The organism is Paenibacillus sp. FSL R5-0636 (assembly GCF_037974255.1).
GTDB lineage: Bacteria > Bacillota > Bacilli > Paenibacillales > Paenibacillaceae > Paenibacillus_AQ > Paenibacillus_AQ odorifer.
Map to the genome: position 1 here is coordinate 3,479,959 of NZ_CP150232.1, position 20,252 is coordinate 3,500,210.

Consider the following 20,252-nt stretch of genomic DNA (forward strand, 5'->3'; position numbering starts at 1 on the left):
TATACATAGGTTTTATTAATAGGAGGTTAGCAATGGATATCGCCATTGAGTTAATTGAAAGTATGTTAGTCAAATTTAGATCGGAAAAGAAATGGACGCTCCAAGCAATCGAGCAATGTACCCAAGAGGATATTACATGGTCCCCAACCGTGGAAAGTAACAGTATTGCAAATTTGGTTGCTCATATTAGCGGGGCAGTACACTCACGAATTGAAACCATCCTTTTAGATATTCCGGATACTAGAGATAGGGAGAGGGAGTTTGAAAGAGGCCTAGAAATGACAAAAGAACAAGCCATAACCATGACCAGGGATGCTTTTGATATTATCATCCAATATCTTGAACGGCTCCAATCTAACCCGGAGTTATTGATGTCACAACCCTTTCTTAATTTACCACCACTTACATATAGCCAAGTAAATAACGAGACTACTGCTCTTAATCTCATGATAGCGATGGTGAGAGAAGTCCATTATCATACAGGCCAAATCATTTATGCAGCAAAAATAAGAAAGGGACAGCTTGTATGGCAATGATAGTTTAACTAGAGGAACGATACATACAATAACAAAGGACTGCCAAGAGGCAGTCCTTTGTTCACTCTAACTAGAATCCCCTTACACTGCTAGGTGTTACTTTTTTATGCTTTTTGAAGGTTCGGCTGAAATAGTAGATATCGCTGAAGCCAGTAGTGGTAGCGATTTCAGAAATCGTTAGCTGGGTATGGCGGAGCAAATAATCTGCACGGTCTAAACGGACAGCATTTACATATTCCGATATCGTATGCCCAGTTAGTTCCTTAAAGAGACGACTGAAATGGAAGCGGCTTAGACCCGTTAGCGCCGCAAGTTCGTCAACTTGAATCGGCTCCTGGTAATGGGTATCGATATAACGCAAAACAGGTGCGAAGCGTTCAACGGTCTGAATACGCCTCTCTTGCTCAGCCTGTGAGAGTACGGTGACGATATGTCTGCGCAACAACAGCGTTAGCAGGCGGTATAACTCGGATTTGACAGCCAGCTCGTAACCAAATTCGCGACGTTCCAGTTCCCGGATAATCGCCAACACACAGTCTGTAATATGTTGATCCCCCCGGATATGGTTACGTAACAGCAGCTGGTTCCGCTGAATCGGGGCGATGAACTTGGTTTCGGCAGCATCGCTTACCGCACTATGCAGCAAAGAAGTATCTGCAATAATCGCATAATACAATAAATCAGAAGAAGCGCTTACCCCATAATGCAGCTCGTTGCTGTTCACAGCAACTAAATCGCCAGTTCGAACGTTGATCGGTGTTCGTCCGCACTCAAAAACAGCCTCACCACTTTCAATAAATATAAACTCAAGATGCTCATGCCAGTGATGTGGGAACAACATAACTCCTTCTTGGTTGAAACGCTGGGTATGTACTTTAATCGGAAACTCGGGATCCGGCATGTCCATGGGTTCCTGTAGATGTTTATCATAGTCCAACATTTATAGACTGCACCTCCTATAGCACAATTGTACAAATGAAACCGCAAGGCTCTGCATGGTGTTTAGGGTTGAAATCATTATAATACGAATCATAACCTATGCAAAATAAAGGAGCGAGTGTTAATGGATAAGATCAAAATTGGCGTGATAGGTACGGGCTCTATCTCCGGCATGCACTTAAGTGCTTATCGGAATAATCCGCAGACAACCATATATGCGGTATGTGATCTGAATGAAGAGCGTGCACGCGAAGTTGCTACAGAATATAACGTCGAGAAGGTATACACGGATTATCGTGAACTACTGGCCAATTCCGAAATAGATGCAGTCAGCATCTGCACATGGAACAACTCTCATGCCGAGATCAGCATTGCGGCGCTTGAGGCAGGCAAGCATGTGCTTGTGGAAAAGCCGCTTTGCCGTACGGTTGAAGAAGCGCTTCAGGTACAGCAAGCAGTGGAAAAGAGCGGCAAGATTTTGCAAGTAGGCTTTGTACGACGTTATGACTCCAATGCCCAGCTCCTTCAGACATTGGTGGAACAAGGAGAATTCGGCGAAATCTACTATGCAAAGGCAACGACGTTCCGTAGACTAGGCAATCCCGGCGGCTGGTTCAGTGATATTGAACGCTCAGGCGGCGGACCGCTGATCGATATTGGCGTCCATGTGATCGATCTTTGCTGGTATTTGATGGGCCGTCCGAATCCAGTATCGGTAAGTGCCAATACCTACCGGAAGCTCGGCAATCGTTCTAATATTAAGAATCTCTCTTTCTATAAAGCCGCGGATTACGACGCAGCGAACAATACGGTGGAAGATTTAGCAAATGCACTAATTCGCTTTGAGAATGGAGCTTCGCTGATGGTCGATGTCAGCTTTACACTGCATGCCAAAGAAGACGAGCGCTCAGTACGCCTGTACGGGGACAAGGGTGGTTTTGAAATCGATCCTGAGATAGTCATCGTTAAAGAACAGGCGGATACGATCGTCAATACCTATCCGCAGACTGATAATAAAGGATTTGAGTTCAACAGTGCATTCCAGAATGAAATTAATCATTTTGCGAGCAACATCAGTACCGGCTCTACACCGATTAGTCCTGTGCAAGACGGCGTTACAATCATGAAGGTACTCGGCGCGATCTATGAATCCGCAGCCAAAGGTGAAGAGGTGAAACTATGAAGTTAGGAATCAGCACTTACAGTCTGCATTCAGCTTTTTCGACGGGTGAGCTCACGCTTGAAGGAGTCATTGAGACGATCGCCGATCTGGGCGCAGAACATGCGGAGATTGTACCCTTGGGTATCAATTTGGTTGAAAATCCTGAGCTAATTGATCAGATTGTACGAACAGCAGCGGGTCGTGGACTAGAGTTATCCAATTATGCTATCGGGGCGAACTTTGCCGGGCTAGAGACAGCGGAAATGCAGCGGGAAGTCGAGCGGGTAAAGCGGGAAGTAGACGTGTGCGCGGCATTAGGCATTCAGCGGATGCGGCATGATGTAGCCTCCTCAAACGATCTATCCATCACGCATTTTTTGGAAGAGCTTCCACGTTTGGCTGAAGCCTGCCGAGAAATTGCCGATTATGCTTCAGGTTTGGGCATTACGACCAGTGTGGAGAATCATGGATACTTTATTCAGCACAGCGATCGTGTACAGGCGCTGGTTCATGCCGTAGGAAGAGACAACTTCCGTACAACACTCGACATTGGGAATTTCCTGTGCACAGATGAGAACCCGCTAATAGCTGTACCTAACAACATCAAGCTTGCTTCGATGGTGCATTTCAAAGATTTCTATATTCGTCCACAAGACCGCCAGCCTGGCGAAGGTTGGTTCCAATCCTCCGGTGGGAACTGGTTGAGAGGTGCCATCGTTGGTCAAGGAGACATCGACATGCCAAGTGTAATTCGAATCGTTAAAGAAAGCGGTTACGACGGATATATCTCTGTAGAATTTGAGGGAATGGAAGAGTGCCGTAAGGGAACAAGACTGGGGCTGGAATACATCAAGCGGGTTTGGAACCAAATCTAATTCATTATACTGGAGGATTATTGCCATGGTTAAACCAATTATCACTAATAAAATCGGTGTTATCGTAGACAGCTTTCAGGTTGGAGTGAAAGAGGGATTGCGTAAGGCAAAAGAAGCTGGGGCAGATGGAGTTCAGATTTATGCGGTGCAAGGCGAATTTGATCCCGCTACTCTCTCTCAGTCAGCACGCCGTGAATGGAAGGATTACATTGCTTCGCTGGGTTTAGAAATCTCTGCCCTCGTTGGAGATTTAGGCGGACATGGCTTTCAGGATCCTGCCCAGAACCGTGCCAAAATTGAAAAGTCCAAGCGCATTATGGAGCTGGCTAAGGAGCTAGGTACAGATATCGTAACTACACATATCGGTATTGTTCCCTCTAACCCAGCCAGTAAAATTTATGAAACCATGCACATTGCCTGTGAGGAACTTAGCAGATATGCACATGAGATGAATTCTTATTTTGCGATTGAGACTGGGCCAGAACCCGCTGCACGTCTGAAGACTTTCCTCGACGGTCTGGGTTCCAGAGGGGTTTCCGTTAATTTTGATCCGGCCAATATGGTCATGGTGACTGGTGATGATCCGGTGCAAGGTGTTCATACTCTAAAAGATTACATTGTACACACCCATGCTAAAGATGGTCTCAAGCTTGCCGATATCGATCCGCGCGATGTTTACGGTCAATATGGTTATGAAGCACCAGCATTAGACCATGAGAAGATCGCTGAAATGGCCGAGACCGGCTCGGCATTCCGTGAAGTTCCGCTCGGAGCGGGTTCTGTTGATTGGAACAACTATCTGCAAGCGCTGAACGACATCGGTTATACAGGATTCCTGACCATAGAACGGGAGGTTGGCACTAATCCGGAGGAAGATATCCGCCAGGCTGTGAATTTTTTGAAGGGTTTTCGGCTCTGAACACGGTAGTAATAAAGATTAAATAGTTCATCCAAACAGTCCCTGTGAAAAAAGATCTTACATCCATTGGGACTGTTTGTGTTATAGAGTGTGCGGGAAAGACCTAGGACGGTAATGTTCTGAATTTGGAAAGAAGGTGTGACGATGACAGCAGAACGTTTGCTCCTCCGCCGGGCGAAAGTCCTGAATGGAACGGAAATGGACATTGTCATAGCTGATGGCAACATAGTCCAGATAGTTCCCGGTGGCACCGCCGAAGACCATGGTTTCAAGGTCGTGGAAGCCAATGGGGCATATGTCTCTAGCGGCTGGATCGACTTGCATGTACATGCGTTTGCAGAACTGAATCCGTATGGAGACGAGATTGATGAGATTGGAATCAGATGCGGCGTGACTACGCTCGTGGACGCAGGCAGCTGCGGAGCGGAGCGGATGGGTGAGCTGGCGGAGGCGGGGAAAAAGTCAGCAACGCAACTGCTAGCTTTTCTTAACATTTCAAAGATTGGCCTAATGCGAATTGACGAGTTGTCCCAACTAGAGTGGATTGATCATGAAAAGGTGCTTCAGGCGGTAGTTGCTTATCCAGAATTTATCGTAGGCTTGAAGGCCAGAATCAGCAAAAGCGTAGTGGGTGACAATGGCATTCAACCCCTTCATCATGCGCTGGAGCTCTCGGAGAAGACCGGGCTGCCGCTGATGGTACATATTGGCTCCGCTCCGCCGGATATCCGTGAGGTTCTACCGCTACTTCAACGCAACGACGTGATAACCCATTATCTAAATGGTAAAAGCAACAATTTATTCGATAAGGAGAATCGACCGCTCCAGGTGCTAAAAGATGCTATTGAGCGTGGAGTTCACTTGGATGTGGGACATGGTACGGCTAGCTTCTCGTTCGCTGTGGCCGAGGCGGCCAAACAAAACGGTATTGATCCAGATACGATCAGCACGGACATATACAGAGGCAACCGTATGAATGGTCCCGTCTACTCCATGGCGAATCTGTTGAACAAATTCCTTGCACTGGGATATTCCCTTGAAGAAACAATTGCGCGGGTGACGAGCAGAGCAGCCCAGTGGCTGGGACGCCCGGAACTTGGGGAGATTCGGATCAATAACAAGGCGAATCTGACCCTTTTTCGTGTGACGGATGAGAAGATTGAGCTGGTAGATTCTGAGGGGGAACGCCGGGTAGCGCAGCAAACCATTCAAGCAATAGGGGTGATCATAGGTGACAAATACATGGAATGCGAAATACGGCCTGAAAAGAGTTATTAATGCAAGCGGCCGGATGAGCATCCTCGGGGTATCGGCACCGACCGATACGGTGATGGAAGCTATGCGTCAAGGCGGACAGAGTTATGTGGAAATCGCCGATTTGGTGGATAAAGCGGGAGATTATGTTGCACGTCATACAGGTTCTGAAGCAGCGGTGATCGTGAACTCGGCTTCCAGTGGAATTGCTTTATCCGTGGCGGCGCTGGTAACCCGCGGTAATATTCGTACAAGTCTGCGGCTCCATCAGGATAGCATTTTTAGAAATGAAATTGTAATGCTAAAAGGTCATAACGTACAATACGGTGCACCAGTGGAAACCATGGTTTATCTCGGTGGCGGTAAAGTGGTGGAAGCAGGTTATGCCAATGAAGGACGGGCGGAGCATTTGGCCGCTGCGATCTCGGATCAGACTGCGGCTATCTTGTACGTCAAATCTCATCATGCCGTTCAGAAGAATATGATCTCTGTAGAGGAAGCTTGGGCTGTGGCCCAAACTCATAACGTACCGCTTATAGTAGATGCTGCAGCGGAAGAGGATCTGCAAAAATATGTGCAAATATCCGATCTGGTCATTTACAGTGGCTCCAAAGCCATAGAAGGTCCAACATCCGGACTTGTGGCGGGAAAACGTCTTTATATTGAATGGCTGAAAGTGCAGCTTCACGGCATTGGACGCAGCATGAAGGTTGGTAAGGAAACATCCTTCGGCCTGATGCAGGCGTTGGATGAATATGCTCACAAGCAGGATACAAGCGAAAAGGAAAAAGTTACGCTCCAATTGCTGATGCCGCTCGACGGGCTTCCCGGAATTCGGGTAACTATCGTGCAGGATGAAGCAGGCCGGGCAATTTACCGTGGACGCATCCATGTGGACCCGAATCAGTGCGCAATAACAGCACTTGAGTTATCCCAGCAGCTTCAACAAGGTGAAGTGGCTATTTACACTAGAGACTATGGGGTAAGGCAAGGTTATTTTGATATTGATCCGCGTCCGCTAATGGGTGATGACATAGAAATGATTACTGCGAGGATAAGGGAATTGACAGGAGGGGCAAGCAATGTCTGAAATTAACAAGCGGTTCTATAAAGGTCGGGTGGCCTTAAACGTATTGGCTAAGGATATAGAAAATGCCAAAGAAGTGTTTACTGCCGCCGAAGGTTATGTACTGGTCGGTGTATTGTCCAAAGACTATGCAACGGTAGAGGAAGCCGTGCAGGCGATGGAGGCATATGGGCGGGAAATTGACGGTGCGGTATCGATAGGACTAGGCGCGGGTGATAATCGGCAAGCTGCTGTTGTTGCAGAGATTGTCAAATCCTATGCTGGCAGCCATATTAATCAGGTGTTCCCGGCAGTTGGTGCGACCCGTGCCAACCTTGGAGCGAAAGATAGTTGGATTAACAGCATGATCGCACCAACGGGACAACCTGGTTTTGTGAATATCTCCACCGGCCCGGCCAGTGCGGCACAATCTGTACCAGCTGTAATTCCCGTAAATGCGGCGATTGCATTGGTTCGGGATATGGGCGGAAATGCTTTAAAGTATTTTCCGATGCAGGGGCTGAGCCGTAAAGCGGAGCTAATCGCTGTGGCCAAAGCCTGTGCGGAAGAGGGGTTTGCGCTGGAGCCGACCGGCGGTATCGATCTGGACAACTTTGAAGAGATCTTGTCCATTATATTGGAAGCAGGAGTGCCGCAGGTGATTCCCCATGTCTATACATCGATCATCGATCCGCAGAGCGGAAGAACGAGAGTGGCGGACATACAACAGCTGTATCGGACGATGAAAAAGCTGGCGGATCAATATGCCTAAACATATCGCCGCTTTTGGTGAAATAATGATGCGGCTACAGGTACCAGGCTTTGAACTGTTATCTCAGGGTAACCTGCTGAAGTATTCCTTTTCCGGCACCGGCGTCAATGTACTGTCTGCATTGTCCCGATACGGACATCAAGGAAGCATGGTGTCGAGGCTGCCTGCGAATCCTATTGGTGACGCAGCAACAGCCTATCTTCGGCGACTGGGTATCCAGCCGGAGCATATCCAGCGCGGGGGCTCAAGTATAGGGATGTACTTTCTTGAAAACGGATTCGGGGCTCGCCCCTCCCGAGTGACTTATTCCGGTCGCCCGGAGAGCAGCTTCAATACTGCTCCTCCGGGCACTTATCCATTCGCAGAGCTGGCAGACCTCGCGGATGCTGTTCATTTCTGTGGGATAACGCTGGCAATGAACGACGGTGTGCGAAAAGCGATGAAAACTTATGCAGAAACGGTTAAGCAGCGCGGTGGTCTAGTCGTTTTTGACTGCAATTACCGCCCATCGCTTTGGGGAGAGAGAGGCTATGAGCTGGCGCGTTTCCATTACGAAGACATGCTGCATTTGGCCGACATCGTGCTGATGAATGAAAAAGACGCAATGCTAATCCTTGGTATGAAGCCCGAGGGAACTTCAAGGGAAGAACAACTTCAGGAGCTAATTCCCGCAGTAGCTTCACGCTACAGTCTATGTACGATAGCAGGAACGCATCGGTCCATCCATGAAGATAACCGCCATTCGTTGCGCGGTTATATCTTCAAATCCGGTCGCTTCGCATATTCCGAGACCTTAAGCTTTCCGGTGCTTGATAGAGTCGGGGCTGGAGATGCATATGCCAGTGGTATAATTCACGGAGAGCTGGAAGGTTTTGATCCTCAGCATACTGTAGCCTTTGCGGCCACGGCCGGTATGCTAGCCCACACAGTAGAAGGAGATTCTCCGCTGGCCACCGAGCAAGAAGTTATTGGTGTGCTGACAGGTGCTGTAAGAGATATATTGAGATAAAGAAGAAGCTGCCTTACAGGAGAACAGGCCTGTGCGGTGGCTTTTTTTATCGCTACAGACACTGTAACTTTGCTCAGATCAAGAATCTGATCCAATGGCTACAGGCTAGATTTGGCTTATTTAGGTCTTTTTAAATAGGTGCAAAATCTCATTTTTTGCAACTTTATCCTCTAACCGGCGTTAAAGAAGAGAGAATAAGAAGGGGGAGCCTATATGAAAAAGTTAAATCTACTAGCCCTTTTAGCAGTTATTTCAATAATCTTTGTTGGATGTGTCAATACAGGGGATAAAGATAAAGCGAATCAAACGCTAATCGATCTGAGTTCTGTGGACTCCATTACAATCCATAATGATAGCGGCGGATTAATAACCATAACGGACCAAAAGCTAATAGAACGTTTCAATAAAACTATACATACTGCTGAGTATGACAACGCGAAGCTTGATATTGCAGCACCTGATTATGAGGTTACTGTTGAATTGAAGAGTAAAGAAAACGAAAAATTCTCATTCTGGATTATGGGCAATAATAATGGTCTTTTCACCAAATCAGGAGTAAATGGGCATTACAAGTTATCAGAAACGGATAAGGCTGCTTTGCTTACCTTATTTCAATCAAATGATCAACAAGTAGAATCAGATAATCTAAAATTAGATGAGACCATCAAGCGAATCACATTAGCAAACTCTCTAGCACATGGTTCAGTGAATGCTAACATAAAGGATGAATACACAGATCATGAAACCATAGATACTTTCGTCCGAGCCATCCGTACCGCTGAACAAATACCAGGGAATTTAAATACCGCAACGCCTAACTACGATATCGTTCTAATTTCAGATAATAATAAATATGCCTTTCATTTATGGATTAACGAGACAAGCGAGCAAGGCATGTTAATGAATGTGAACGAAACGGATACAGGCTACACAATTACTAAGGAATCAACTGCCGAGTTAAAAAAGATTCTGTTCTCGGAAGCAAAATTTAATGGTTTGGAGTTTAATACAAAACGGAACTCTATTGGAGATCTGGTGGCCAAACCGATGGGCCTATCCGAAAATAACTATCTATTAAACGGTGGAGAAGTAGTTGAACTGCAAGGGATCTCTTATCATACCATTCATCTTTTCTATGGCGACCATAATGCTGTCAACGCTTTATTAGCCCATGATCCTGCTACGGATGAGGTAAAGGTGAAATGGAGCGAAGAGCTCAACGATTCCAATAATCGATGGAATAATGCTTTTATGAGCAACTATAATATGCTAATCCCGCTGGATGAGGATCATCTATTATTTCTGGAATCGGATGTGACGAAAAAAGCCGGGCAATATCATTTGTCCTCATATAATGTTGTTACAGGAAAGATTGAACGACTTCGGGAAAACTTCTGGCCGCTTTCTGATGATTATGATTACATTTATAAATTTCAATGGAAAGCTGATGAGCAAAAATTGTTTATGCAGAGTTATCTCGGCAATGTATGGATCTTTGATCTGAAAACAGGAAAGGACGATGTCCATCTTCTGAAATATCGCGTAATCCCACATTCGACGACCGGGGCGCCATCCATGTTCCTCTCACCAACTTTTAAGAGATTTGTACATGATGATGAGAGCGGCGAATTAACTTTTTACGATAATAAAGGAGTTTCGCTACGTACTGTACCGTTACCACAAGAGCAATATGTACCTTCTGAGAAAATAAAGTGGAACCCGGCGGGCACGATTGCCTGGATGGATACAGCAGAGATCAACGAAAACCGAATTCTTGACATCGATATCGATTATCTGAAAATAGCTGCACAAAAAATTAATTTTTATAATCAGGATGGTCTTTCCATCGGATCCATTAAGACTGAAGGCAATCATGAAGATACGGCTATTGAAGTTGTGGGGTGGATGGACGCTAATGTAGCCGTGATAAAGTCCTATACTGTAGAACTTATGCACAAGGATAATATAGGGCTTAATGTTAAGGATGTTTCTTATTATCTCTATGATGTAAAAAAGAAGCAGAAGGGGGCAAGCTTTTCGTCCATCCCTTCCCGTGCTACCGTTTCTACAGATCTTCGAATGGGCGATGCCGATAATACGGGGGAAATCACTGTGAGTTTTAAAGAAATTACTTATAAAAAAGAAAAATAAATAAGCCTCGGGAGTTCACCGCAACGATCACACAAGATCATTGGGTAAGCTTTCCAAGGCTTCTTTTTATATTTAAAAGACAAATATTTAAGAATTCTCGAATTCTATATTTGTCCCGCTGTAGAACGGACGGAGGACAGCAGGTCTAGCCGGAAGCCTTGTACTAGAGTGTCACCGTTCATAAGATCGGTCTCATACGCACGATTAAAGCCTAAGCGCTGGTACAGTTTGATGACTGAAGACATCATTTCCGAGGTGTGCAGGTTCAAGGTGGTGGCACCCAACTGTAGTGATCTCCGTGCAGCATCGCGAATCAGAAGGGTTGCAACGCCAAGACCACGAGCGGATGGAGATACGGCTAGCAGACGTAGGATAGGGGAGTGAATCCCGAGCTCCGGTTTCCCGTAAGCCGTTTCCGAGGAACTGAACAAGAGTGCGCTACCAACGATTTTCTTGTCGATTTCAGCGATGATCCGAACGAGCGGGGCATCACCATGAACGGAATCAAGAAGCGATTTCCGATACTCCAGCCACAACGGCTCAGGCATGATCTCCGAATATTGGTGGTATGCATCTAACAGCAAATCGGCGATAGCATTTCGATCTTTATTCTCCGCTTCACGGATAATGATCTTTTGTGACATGTTTTCGCTATCCCCTTTCAGACAAATGTAATGTTCATTCGAATGAAATTATTATACATGATAAATCCTAGTGGTATAAGAGGGGTTTCATAATTCTGATTTAGGAATAGAAAAGTTCTATATGAAATAAACATGACTTTCAGTTCAAAATCCGATTGATTTACACGGAATTAATTGTTGACAAAAAATAGGGTGATGACTAAGATATAAACAAAATCTATAGGGTAGCATCGCTTTAATTCATTGTTTTTACATCGGAATAGTAAAATTAATAAAAGCATAGGGGGATTAGGGATGAACATTGAAAATATTGAGGCTTTTGTCTACATTAACCATTATGGAAGCTTCAATAAAGCGGCCGAAGTTCTATATATCTCACAGCCGACAGTAACGGCCCGGATTCAATCGCTAGAAAGGGAACTGGATTGCAAAGTGTTTGATCGGTTGGGCAAGCAGATTAACCTGACGGATAAAGGTAAACAGTTTCTTCCCTATGCCCAGCAGATTCTCCAGATCTATCAGAACGGTAAATATCAGGTTCAGGCTAAGGGACACATTCCAAATGAACTGAGAATCGGCAGTACGGTCTCGGTTTCCAATTATTTAATGCCCCATCTGATGCTCCATTTAAAGCGCAGATATCCTCATATCACAATCAAGCTGATGACAGCTTCTACGGAAGTATTGACTGAAAAGTTGAAATCGAAGGAGCTTGATTTGGCTTTTATCCGTAAGATCGTAAATCCGGCAATTCAAACCTTTCCTTTCTGCGAGGACCCCATCTCACTGTATGTACATGAGGGACACCGCTTTGCTAAAGCACAGCGGGCTTCACTGGAGGATATCCGCCAGGAGACGTTGGTTTTTTTTGAATGTGGCTCTTTGGACTGGATGCGGCTGCATCGTGTTTTTGAGAGTATGGAACAGCCGCCGAAGATTGAATATCAGGTAGATAACCTGGAGACAGCCAAAAAGCTGGTATTGAAAAAAGCAGGCATCTGTTTTCTTCCCGCCCTCAGTGTGCAGGAGGAAGTGGCGGTTGGGTCACTGATCCGGGTGGATATTGCGGAGACGGAAGGCATCTCCTTGCGAACCAGCCTGATTTCGCTAAATGGAGAGAACGCAGAATTCATCAAAACCCTGCTAGAACTGGGGATTGGTAAAGTGGGAGATCGACTAATTGTATAGATGTATTAAAAAACTCTATTAGCGCATGGACACATGCAGTGATAAAGTTAATTGCATATAATCACGACTATTTCGATAGGGATTATAAAGTTAATTTTCGAAAGGCTGGAGGGCATGTGATGAGTGAGGTATACAGGCTGGCAGAACTGAAGGATGCGGAGCAATTGCTGGATGTTACATATCGTGCCTATCAGCTGATTCGTGAACTCGGGCTGCATTGGCCGGCGGCCACAGCCGACTTGGCGCTTATTGAAGACAATATAGCTACGAATGAGTGTTATGTGCTTGAAGTTGACGGAACGATAGTTGCGACCATAACCCTTTCAAAGGAAGAAGAGATTAAGAAGATTAGCCCACTGCCTTTTATTAAATGGTTTGCTGCTCATCCAGATTACAGTAACAGAGGTTATGGTGGAAAACTTTTGGAATGGGTGGAAGAGAACATTATTGCTGGACAGTTAGGTTCGGCTGCAGTCACGCTGGCAACGGCGAAGAAACATCCGTGGTTGGTTCAAATGTATGAACGCCGGGGGTACGAACGGTTTTTAGAACTGGATCAGCAGAACGGTGACGGCATTATGTATCTGCTGAAAAAAACACTTACAGACAAACCACAGTTCATTCAAAGGGGATAAAACAATGAAAAAGTCCATTTCACTAGTATTTGCATCGATATTGACACTGGCGATTGCCGGCTGCGGAAACAACAGTAACAGTGCTAGCAGCAATCAGAATGGAAATACAGCAGAAGCTGCGGCACCGGCAAAGGATTCGGCTAAGGTAACTAAGATCATTGTGGGCACGGGTACTGCTTTTCCGAAAGTCTGCTTCATAGATGAGAACGGCAAACTCACCGGATTTGATGTGGAGCTGCTCAAAGAAATCGATAAGCAGCTGCCAGAATATGAATTCGAATTTCAAACCATGGATTTCAGCAATCTGCTGCTGAGCCTGGAAACCAAAAAAATCGATTTGGTCGCCCATGTCATGGAGAAAAATCCGGAACGGGAGTTGAAGTACTCTTTTAACAAAGAAGCCTATGCCCACTGGAGAAACCGCATTGTAGTGGCAAAGGATAATAATTCAATCCAATCGCTTGATGATCTCAAAGGGAAAAAGGTGCTTGTAGGTGCAACGAGTGCACAAGCACAAATACTCGAGAACTACAATAAAGAGAATGACAATGCGATTGATATCGTGTATCAGAATGGTGCAGCGAATGATACCGTCGCACAAATCAGTACTGGGCGTGTGGACGCAACGCTGGCTGCAGATTTTGTCCTGCCGATCATTGATCCGCAGAATCAGCTAAAAGCAACGGGCGACGAGCTGTCCTCCGCGGACATTCTCTATGTTTTCCGTAAGGATGATGCCGATTCGCAAAAGCTGTCAGATGCGATTGACAGTGCGATTAAAGAGCTGAAGACAGACGGCACACTAGGCAAGCTTAGTACGGAATGGTTGGGTGCGGATGTTACAGCGGATTCGGTTAAATGATTGAGCCGGTGAGCACGGGAAGGGAGGGAATATATGGGCGCACAGTTTGATATCAGCTTTGTATTTTCGTTTTTGCCTAAGTTACTAGAGACTTTAAGCACCACGCTTCTGATTGTCGCCTGTTCTCTACTGACAGGAATTATTGTCGGCTTTCTCGTAGCTCTGCCAAGACTTTATAAAGTGCCTGTGTTAAAAACCATCTCCGAAATCTATATTTCTTTTTTTCGGGGAACTCCGATTCTTATCCAGCTCTTCTTGTTTTATTATGGTCTGCCCGAAATTATGAAGCTGGTTCATGTCGATATGACCCGGACTCCCGTGCTTGTTTTTGTGATACTTACTTACGGGCTGCATACGGGGGCATACATGTCCGAAATGATCCGGGCTTCTGTAATGGCGGTGGATAAGGGGCAGGTAGAGGCTGCTTATGCTACAGGAATGACGGGGTTTCAAGCCTTTACGCGAATCGTGCTGCCGCAGGCGCTCGGAATCGCAGTTCCGGTATTCTCCAATCTGGTGATTGCTCTACTGAAAGATACGTCATTGGCCTTTACTCTTGGGGTGATGGAAATGTCAGGTAAAGCACAGACGCTAGGCAGCTTAACTCAGCATTTTATTGAAACGTATATCGCGCTTGCGCTAATCTATCTGGTCATCAGCTTTACAATCGAGAAACTGCTGCTTATAGCAGAACGCCGGCTGCTGCGGCATGAGAAACGGAATACACCGGAGAAAAAATCGTTCAAAATCAACAAAAGCTGGTCCTACCGCCGCATCATTGCTGAACTTGGACCGGGTAAAGGAGGTAGCGGATTATGAAGCTGGACCCATCTTTTATCTGGACTGCTCTGGTGCAAATTTTAAGTGCAATTCCTGTGACCTTATCTATTACTGTTGTCTCAGTACTCATTGGATTTGTGATTGGTGTGGCTGTAGCGTTGATCCGGATATACAGAATTCCGCTGCTGTATCCGCTGGCTGTCGGTTATGTTACGTTCATCCGCGGGACACCGATGCTGACGCATCTTTTGCTCATCTATTTTGGGCTTCCCGTATTAATCGATGGTCTGGCGGTACAGTTCGGCTGGAGCTTCAGGTCAGTATCGATTCCGATGATCGGTTTTGCCTATATTTCGTTCTCGATTACAGCGGGAGCCTATATGTCCGAAGTCGTCCGTTCCGGTCTGCTTGCGGTGGATCGCGGTCAGTTGGAAGCGGCACATTCTATCGGCATGACCACGCCCCAGGCACTGCGGCGGATTGTTTTTCCTCAGGCGCTGGCGGCGAGTCTGCCCAATCTGTCAAATTCGGTAATTGGTATGCTGCATGGATCTACCCTTGCTTTTACCGTTTCGGTGGTGGATATCAATGCTAAGGCGCAAATTGTTGCTTCAACGAACTGGAAGTTTTTTGAGGCTTATCTGGCGGCAGCACTGATTTTCTGGGGACTTACGTTCCTGATCGAACGCGTGACGTCGCTGATTGAAAAAAGAATTAATCTGTACAATCGAGGTGGAGTAGCATGATCAAGCTTGCGCAAATTTCGAAGTCATTCGGTCGGAATCAGGTGCTCAACAATATAGATTTAACGGTGACGAAGGGTGAAGTTGTCGTCATTCTCGGTCCCAGCGGCTCAGGCAAAACGACACTTTTACGCTGTGTGAATTATCTGGAGAAGCCAAGCAGCGGAGAGATCGCCATCGGCGATTTCAAAGTGAACTGCAAGCACGCCCGTAAAAAGGAGATTCATCTGCTCCGGCAAAAAACGGCAATGGTGTTCCAGCAGTACAATTTATTCCGCCATAAAACCGCGCTGGAGAACGTGATGGAGGGACTGCTGATTGTCAAAAAGCTTCCGAAGGACGAAGCGAAAAATCGGAGTATCGCCCTACTTGAAAAGGTTGGTCTTGGCAGCAAGCTGGACGCCTATCCAAGTCAGCTGTCCGGAGGCCAACAGCAGCGGGTTGGCATTGCCCGTGCCTTGGCGCTCGAGCCGGAGGTTATATTGTTCGACGAACCCACATCGGCGTTGGACCCAGAGTTAGTGGGTGAGGTGCTGGCCGTCATCCGTAAAATTGCCAAGGAAGGCATCACAATGATTGTGGTGACTCATGAAATGGGCTTTGCTCGCGATGTGGCGAATCATGTGGTTTTTATGGACGGAGGCGTCATTGTTGAAGAAGGGACTCCGGCAGAGCTGTTTAACCATCCGCGCGAAGAAAGAACGAAGCAGTTCCTGAAGCGGATCACACCTGAATTTAACTATTCCATATAGGAGGAAAAACAATGGCTATTACAATCAGCGTACTTGATCAAAGTCCGATCTATCCGGGAGAAACGCCGGAGGAAGCATTCCAGCATACGGTCAAGCTGGCACAATTGTCCGAAGAGCTTGCATTCCACCGGTTCTGGGTTTCAGAGCATCATGACTCCGAGCAGGTAGCCGGCTCTTCCCCGGAAGTACTTATCTCACATCTTCTGGCTAAAACAGAGCGAATCCGCATTGGATCCGGTGGAATCATGCTCCAGCATTACAGCCCGTATAAGGTAGCGGAGAACTTCAATGTGCTGTCTACACTGGCTCCTGGACGAGTGGATCTCGGTGTGGGACGTGCTCCCGGTGGACTCCCACGCAGCACACAGGCACTGCAGCAGGGAAAAGCTGAGACCCCAGACCTGACGGACAAAATCATCGAGCTGGAAAAGTATGTACATAACCGCCTCGAAGAAAACCATCCGCTGGCAGGGTTGAAGGCAGGTCCCCTTCCTGGTATTCCTCCCGAGCTGTATGTCCTTGGTGCGAGTGTAAGCAGCGCGGAAATTGCCGCTGAACTGGGGTTACCGTACGTATTCTCCCTGTTTATTAACAGCGATAAGGCGGTAGCGCTGGATGCCATTCGTGCTTACCGCAGCGGTTTTGCTTCTTCACAGGGCAGACAACCGCAAGCGATTATCGCTTTATCGTTAGTGGTGGCTGAGACTGAGGAGGGAGCGAAAGAACTGGCAGGTGCGCATAAGCTGATCCGGATTCAACTGGCGAGCGGGAAGAAGCTGACAGTAGGGACCTTGGAACAGGCGGAAGAATTTGCCCGCCAGAGCAATGAAGCCTACACGATTGAAGAGCTGGAACCGGAGATTACCAAAGGAACTAAATCATCTGTCCGTGAACAGTTGTTGGAACTTTCAGAGGCATCCGGTGTCGAGGAGTTCATCATAACGACGAATGTACAGCCCTTTGACAAACGGCTCAGATCCTTTGAGCTATTGAGCGAAGCAATCGCTGAAGTGGCGGCAGAGGCATAAAGCGGGCGGGCTCGGTATCACACAGGAAATCGTGTAAAGGAGGGTGACTGTATATGACAAGTAAAGCTAAAGAGTTAAGTGCGGAAGCGCTTGAAGAAGAATTAATCGGGATACGCCGTCATCTGCACCGGCACCCGGAACTGTCCAATGAAGAATATGGCACAACAGAATATATCATTTCCCTGCTGGAGCGGGCAGGAGTCAGGATCGTAGAATACGGTCTGTCTACCGGCGTGATCGCAGAGATTGGCGGCAAAAAGCCTGGTTCGGTCATCGCACTGCGCGCAGATATTGATGCCTTGCCAATCCAGGAGGAAAGCGGAGTATCCTTTGCTTCATTATATCCCGGCAAAATGCATGCCTGCGGGCATGATTTCCATACGGCTGCCTTGATGGGTGCCGCCTTTCAATTGAAACAGCGAGAGCAGCAATTACAGGGAACGGTGCGCCTGTTATTCCAACCAGCGGAGGAGAAGGCGCAGGGTGCACAGCGAATCATTGCTAGCGGGGCACTAGAAGACGTCCGGGCAGTGATCGGGCTGCATAACAAGCCAGACTTGCCAGTCGGAACCATCGGTATTAAGGGGGGTCCTTTAATGGCAGCAGCTGACGGGTTTGTGATTGAAGTGCAGGGTGGCAGTTCTCATGCTGCCGTTCCGGAAGCTGGCATAGACCCGATTGTAGCGGCTTCGCATATTGTGACGGCATTCCAGTCCATTGTAAGTCGCAATGTCAGCCCACTGCAGAGTGCGGTGGTCAGTGTGACGCAGATTCACAGCGGCAATTCATGGAACATTATCCCCGAAAAAGCCGTGCTTGAAGGGACGATCCGCACCTTTGATGAAACGGTGCGCAGCAAAGTGCTGAACCGGTTTCAGGAAGTGGCGGTCGGTGTAGCAGCGGCTTTTGGAGCAGAAGCTACCGTTCGCTGGATAGAAGGGCCACCTCCGGTTATCAACGACCCCTCCCTAGCAGCGCTTGGAGTTGAATCGGTCGAAGCTCTTGGTTACCGTGAGATTCAGCCAGAGCTTTCTCTGGCTGGAGAGGATTTCGCCTTCTATCAGCGCGTGGTACCCGGACTGTTCGTTTTTGTAGGCACTGAAGGAAGCCAGGAATGGCATCATCCGGCCTTCAATCTGGATGAACGTGCACTCCCTGTGGCAGCACGTTTCCTTGCGGATGTAGCTGTTCGTTCCCTAGTGCAGTACAGTCCCGATGGAGGTGCAGAATTATAGCTGAACATAACAGTTACGATGTAATTATCGTCGGCGCAGGCTCGATGGGCATGAGCGCCGGTTACTATCTTGCGAGGCGCGGAGTGAAGACGCTGCTAATTGATGCCTTTGATCCTCCACATACACAGGGAAGCCATCACGGGGAAACCCGGCTGATCCGGCACGCTTACAGTGGTGATCCCGCTTACATTGATTTGGCTCTGCGGGCAGATCGTTTATGGAAAGAAGCCGAGCAGTTGAGCGGAATAGAACTGCTTGTCCGCTCGGGCGTATTGAATCTAGCAGATAGTGCAGTGTATTCCTTCAGCGGTCGTCTCGCGGAAGCGAAGAAACGGAAGGTGCAGGTTCAGCATCTGGATGCCGGAGAGGTCCGGCGGCGCTGGCCGGGATTGAACATTCCAGAAACATTCGCAGCAATGTATGAACCAGATGCCGGGTATTTGTACAGCGAGCGCTGTATCTCCGCCTACCGCCAGCTTGCCCTTGGACAGGGTGCGGAGCTGTTGACGAACACTTCGGTAGTAAACATCACCGCCCGCGAAGGCAGTGTGACAGTTCATACAACAAACGGCGATTATCACGGAGCGTCAGCTATCCTTAGTGCCGGAGCCTGGTTTGGTGCGTTGGCGCCTTTTGTGCATTTGCCAATCAAGGCGATCCGCAAAGTTGTGGGCTGGTTTGAGAGCTCACCTGCTTTTGCAGCCGGTAACTTCCCTGGCTTCACGCTAGGGGCTGAGGAAGGTGGCTATTATGGCTTTCCCAGCATTGATGGAACCGGTCTGAAGATCGGCCGGCACGATACGGGGCTGGAATGGAAACCAGGCACACTACTTGCTCCCTTTGGCAGTGAAGCCAGCGATGAGCAAGACCTTCGTAGAGTACTGGAGTCTTATATGCCGGGTGCAGCTGGCCGATTACTTAAAGGTTCTGTATGCAAATATGAGCATACGCCTGATGAAGATTTCATTATTGACCGCCATCCGCTCCACTCCAATGTGCTGGTAGCCGGAGGGTTCTCAGGGCATGGTTTTAAATTTTCTAGTGTTGTAGGTGAAATACTTGCTGATATGGCGACAAGTGGAGCTACCAACCACAACATCCAACCTTTTTCGTTATCACGTTTTGCACCTGATCATTCGCAAGCAGGCTTTATATTGGAGGGGATTTAATGAGCAAAGTTCAAATCAGTAATTTTTTAAGTACTTACAACCAGCTGGTGCATGCAACTGCAGGGTTAACAGAGGAACAGCTGAAATGGAAGGCGGAACCAACAAGTTGGAGTGTCACTGAGGTGCTGGCTCATCTAGCTGATCACAGCATTGTGGTTTCGTTCCGCATCCGTGATATTCTCGCTGCTACAACTGCGCAGCTGCCAGTCTTCAATCAGGACGCTTGGGTCAGCGGCCAGTACGCCAACAGTGGTTATGCTTCCGATAGCCTGGAGTTGTTCCGCAGCCTGCTTTATTATAACAGTCTATTGTTTGAACGGCTCAGCGCAGAGGATTGGGAGAAAAGCGGGATTAACTTCAAGGGGGAGATCGTGAAAATTTCCGATATCGTCCATAGCTTCACCGCACATGTGGAAAGGCATCTTGGCCAGATCGAGCGAATCAAGCAGGGCGCTGCCAATGCATCGTTCGTGCAATAAATGCTTATAAAGTGAGTTTTGCACAAAGTAAAACCTGGGAATCGTATGCTCACA

Annotated in this window: 21 protein-coding genes; 19 read left to right on the forward strand and 2 right to left on the reverse strand. The window is 47.4% G+C overall.

The window, feature by feature from the left end:
• The first annotated feature begins 32 nt into the window (after positions 1–32).
• Positions 33–536, forward strand: coding sequence for a DUF1572 family protein (locus tag MKX34_RS15800; RefSeq protein ID WP_036677310.1), 504 nt, complete (start codon positions 33–35; stop codon positions 534–536).
• Positions 537–606: 70 nt separating this feature from the next.
• Here the strand turns inward: MKX34_RS15800 and MKX34_RS15805 are convergent, their stop codons facing one another.
• Entirely contained in the window at positions 607–1,476 is an 870-nt protein-coding gene (locus tag MKX34_RS15805; protein ID WP_076099220.1) for an AraC family transcriptional regulator, read from the reverse strand.
• 123 nt (positions 1,477–1,599) lie between these two features.
• Between MKX34_RS15805 and MKX34_RS15810 the strand changes: the two genes are divergently transcribed.
• From MKX34_RS15810 to MKX34_RS15845, 8 genes are all read left to right on the forward strand, one after another.
• Positions 1,600–2,658 carry a Gfo/Idh/MocA family oxidoreductase gene (locus MKX34_RS15810; RefSeq protein WP_036677306.1) on the forward strand — a complete coding sequence of 353 codons (1,059 nt, stop codon included), beginning with the start codon at positions 1,600–1,602 and terminating at the stop codon, positions 2,656–2,658.
• A complete protein-coding gene (locus MKX34_RS15815; protein WP_076099219.1) occupies positions 2,655–3,512 on the forward strand; it encodes a sugar phosphate isomerase/epimerase family protein in 858 nt (285 codons plus the stop codon). Before MKX34_RS15810 ends, MKX34_RS15815 begins: the two co-directional genes overlap by 4 nt.
• A 25-nt stretch (positions 3,513–3,537) precedes the next feature.
• Positions 3,538–4,431: a sugar phosphate isomerase/epimerase family protein gene (locus tag MKX34_RS15820; RefSeq protein WP_076099218.1), complete on the forward strand. Its 894-nt coding sequence runs from the start codon at positions 3,538–3,540 to the stop codon at positions 4,429–4,431.
• A 144-nt stretch (positions 4,432–4,575) separates the two neighbouring features.
• On the forward strand, positions 4,576–5,709 hold the full coding sequence (locus tag MKX34_RS15825; protein WP_076296675.1) for an amidohydrolase/deacetylase family metallohydrolase: 1,134 nt from the start codon (positions 4,576–4,578) through the stop codon (positions 5,707–5,709).
• A complete protein-coding gene (locus MKX34_RS15830) occupies positions 5,663–6,775 on the forward strand; it encodes a DgaE family pyridoxal phosphate-dependent ammonia lyase (protein WP_076296674.1) in 1,113 nt (370 codons plus the stop codon). The genes MKX34_RS15825 and MKX34_RS15830 overlap by 47 nt, the downstream gene beginning before the upstream one ends.
• Positions 6,768–7,523, forward strand: coding sequence for a KDGP aldolase family protein (locus tag MKX34_RS15835; protein ID WP_038571118.1), 756 nt, complete (start codon positions 6,768–6,770; stop codon positions 7,521–7,523). The genes MKX34_RS15830 and MKX34_RS15835 overlap by 8 nt, the downstream gene beginning before the upstream one ends.
• The gene (locus MKX34_RS15840; RefSeq protein WP_038571120.1) at positions 7,516–8,532 is read left to right on the forward strand and encodes a sugar kinase; all 1,017 of its coding nucleotides are present in this window, start codon (positions 7,516–7,518) and stop codon (positions 8,530–8,532) included. The genes MKX34_RS15835 and MKX34_RS15840 overlap by 8 nt, the downstream gene beginning before the upstream one ends.
• A 213-nt stretch (positions 8,533–8,745) precedes the next feature.
• Positions 8,746–10,683, forward strand: a complete 1,938-nt coding sequence (locus MKX34_RS15845; RefSeq protein WP_076296673.1) for a hypothetical protein — start codon at positions 8,746–8,748, stop codon at positions 10,681–10,683.
• 104 nt (positions 10,684–10,787) lie between these two features.
• Here MKX34_RS15845 and MKX34_RS15850 read toward each other — a convergent pair whose 3' ends face one another.
• Complete coding sequence (locus tag MKX34_RS15850; RefSeq protein WP_076296672.1) at positions 10,788–11,327, reverse strand: GNAT family N-acetyltransferase; 540 nt, start codon at positions 11,325–11,327, stop codon at positions 10,788–10,790.
• A 294-nt stretch (positions 11,328–11,621) separates the two neighbouring features.
• Between MKX34_RS15850 and MKX34_RS15855 the strand changes: the two genes are divergently transcribed.
• The 10 genes from MKX34_RS15855 to MKX34_RS15900 all read left to right on the forward strand — a co-directional run bounded on the left by MKX34_RS15855 (position 11,622) and on the right by MKX34_RS15900 (position 20,198).
• Entirely contained in the window at positions 11,622–12,515 is an 894-nt protein-coding gene (locus MKX34_RS15855; protein WP_076144092.1) for a LysR family transcriptional regulator, read from the forward strand.
• 119 nt (positions 12,516–12,634) lie between these two features.
• Complete coding sequence (locus MKX34_RS15860) at positions 12,635–13,150, forward strand: GNAT family N-acetyltransferase (protein ID WP_076099212.1); 516 nt, start codon at positions 12,635–12,637, stop codon at positions 13,148–13,150.
• Positions 13,151–13,154: 4 nt separating this feature from the next.
• On the forward strand, positions 13,155–14,012 hold the full coding sequence (locus tag MKX34_RS15865; protein WP_038571128.1) for a transporter substrate-binding domain-containing protein: 858 nt from the start codon (positions 13,155–13,157) through the stop codon (positions 14,010–14,012).
• Positions 14,013–14,045: 33 nt separating this feature from the next.
• Entirely contained in the window at positions 14,046–14,831 is a 786-nt protein-coding gene (locus MKX34_RS15870; protein WP_076296671.1) for an amino acid ABC transporter permease, read from the forward strand.
• Positions 14,828–15,538 carry an amino acid ABC transporter permease gene (locus MKX34_RS15875; RefSeq protein WP_036677282.1) on the forward strand — a complete coding sequence of 237 codons (711 nt, stop codon included), beginning with the start codon at positions 14,828–14,830 and terminating at the stop codon, positions 15,536–15,538. The genes MKX34_RS15870 and MKX34_RS15875 overlap by 4 nt, the downstream gene beginning before the upstream one ends.
• The gene (locus MKX34_RS15880; protein WP_076296670.1) at positions 15,535–16,287 is read left to right on the forward strand and encodes an amino acid ABC transporter ATP-binding protein; all 753 of its coding nucleotides are present in this window, start codon (positions 15,535–15,537) and stop codon (positions 16,285–16,287) included. Before MKX34_RS15875 ends, MKX34_RS15880 begins: the two co-directional genes overlap by 4 nt.
• A gap of 11 nt (positions 16,288–16,298) precedes the next feature.
• The gene (locus tag MKX34_RS15885) at positions 16,299–17,315 is read left to right on the forward strand and encodes an LLM class flavin-dependent oxidoreductase (RefSeq protein WP_076296669.1); all 1,017 of its coding nucleotides are present in this window, start codon (positions 16,299–16,301) and stop codon (positions 17,313–17,315) included.
• Between the two features lie 53 nt (positions 17,316–17,368).
• Positions 17,369–18,550: an amidohydrolase gene (locus MKX34_RS15890; RefSeq protein WP_076296668.1), complete on the forward strand. Its 1,182-nt coding sequence runs from the start codon at positions 17,369–17,371 to the stop codon at positions 18,548–18,550.
• Entirely contained in the window at positions 18,547–19,719 is a 1,173-nt protein-coding gene (solA, locus tag MKX34_RS15895; protein ID WP_076296667.1) for an N-methyl-L-tryptophan oxidase, read from the forward strand. The genes MKX34_RS15890 and solA overlap by 4 nt, the downstream gene beginning before the upstream one ends.
• Positions 19,719–20,198 (forward strand): DinB family protein, encoded by a 480-nt coding sequence (locus MKX34_RS15900; RefSeq protein WP_036677271.1) that lies wholly within the window; start codon positions 19,719–19,721, stop codon positions 20,196–20,198. The genes solA and MKX34_RS15900 overlap by 1 nt, the downstream gene beginning before the upstream one ends.
• Positions 20,199–20,252 lie beyond the last annotated feature (54 nt).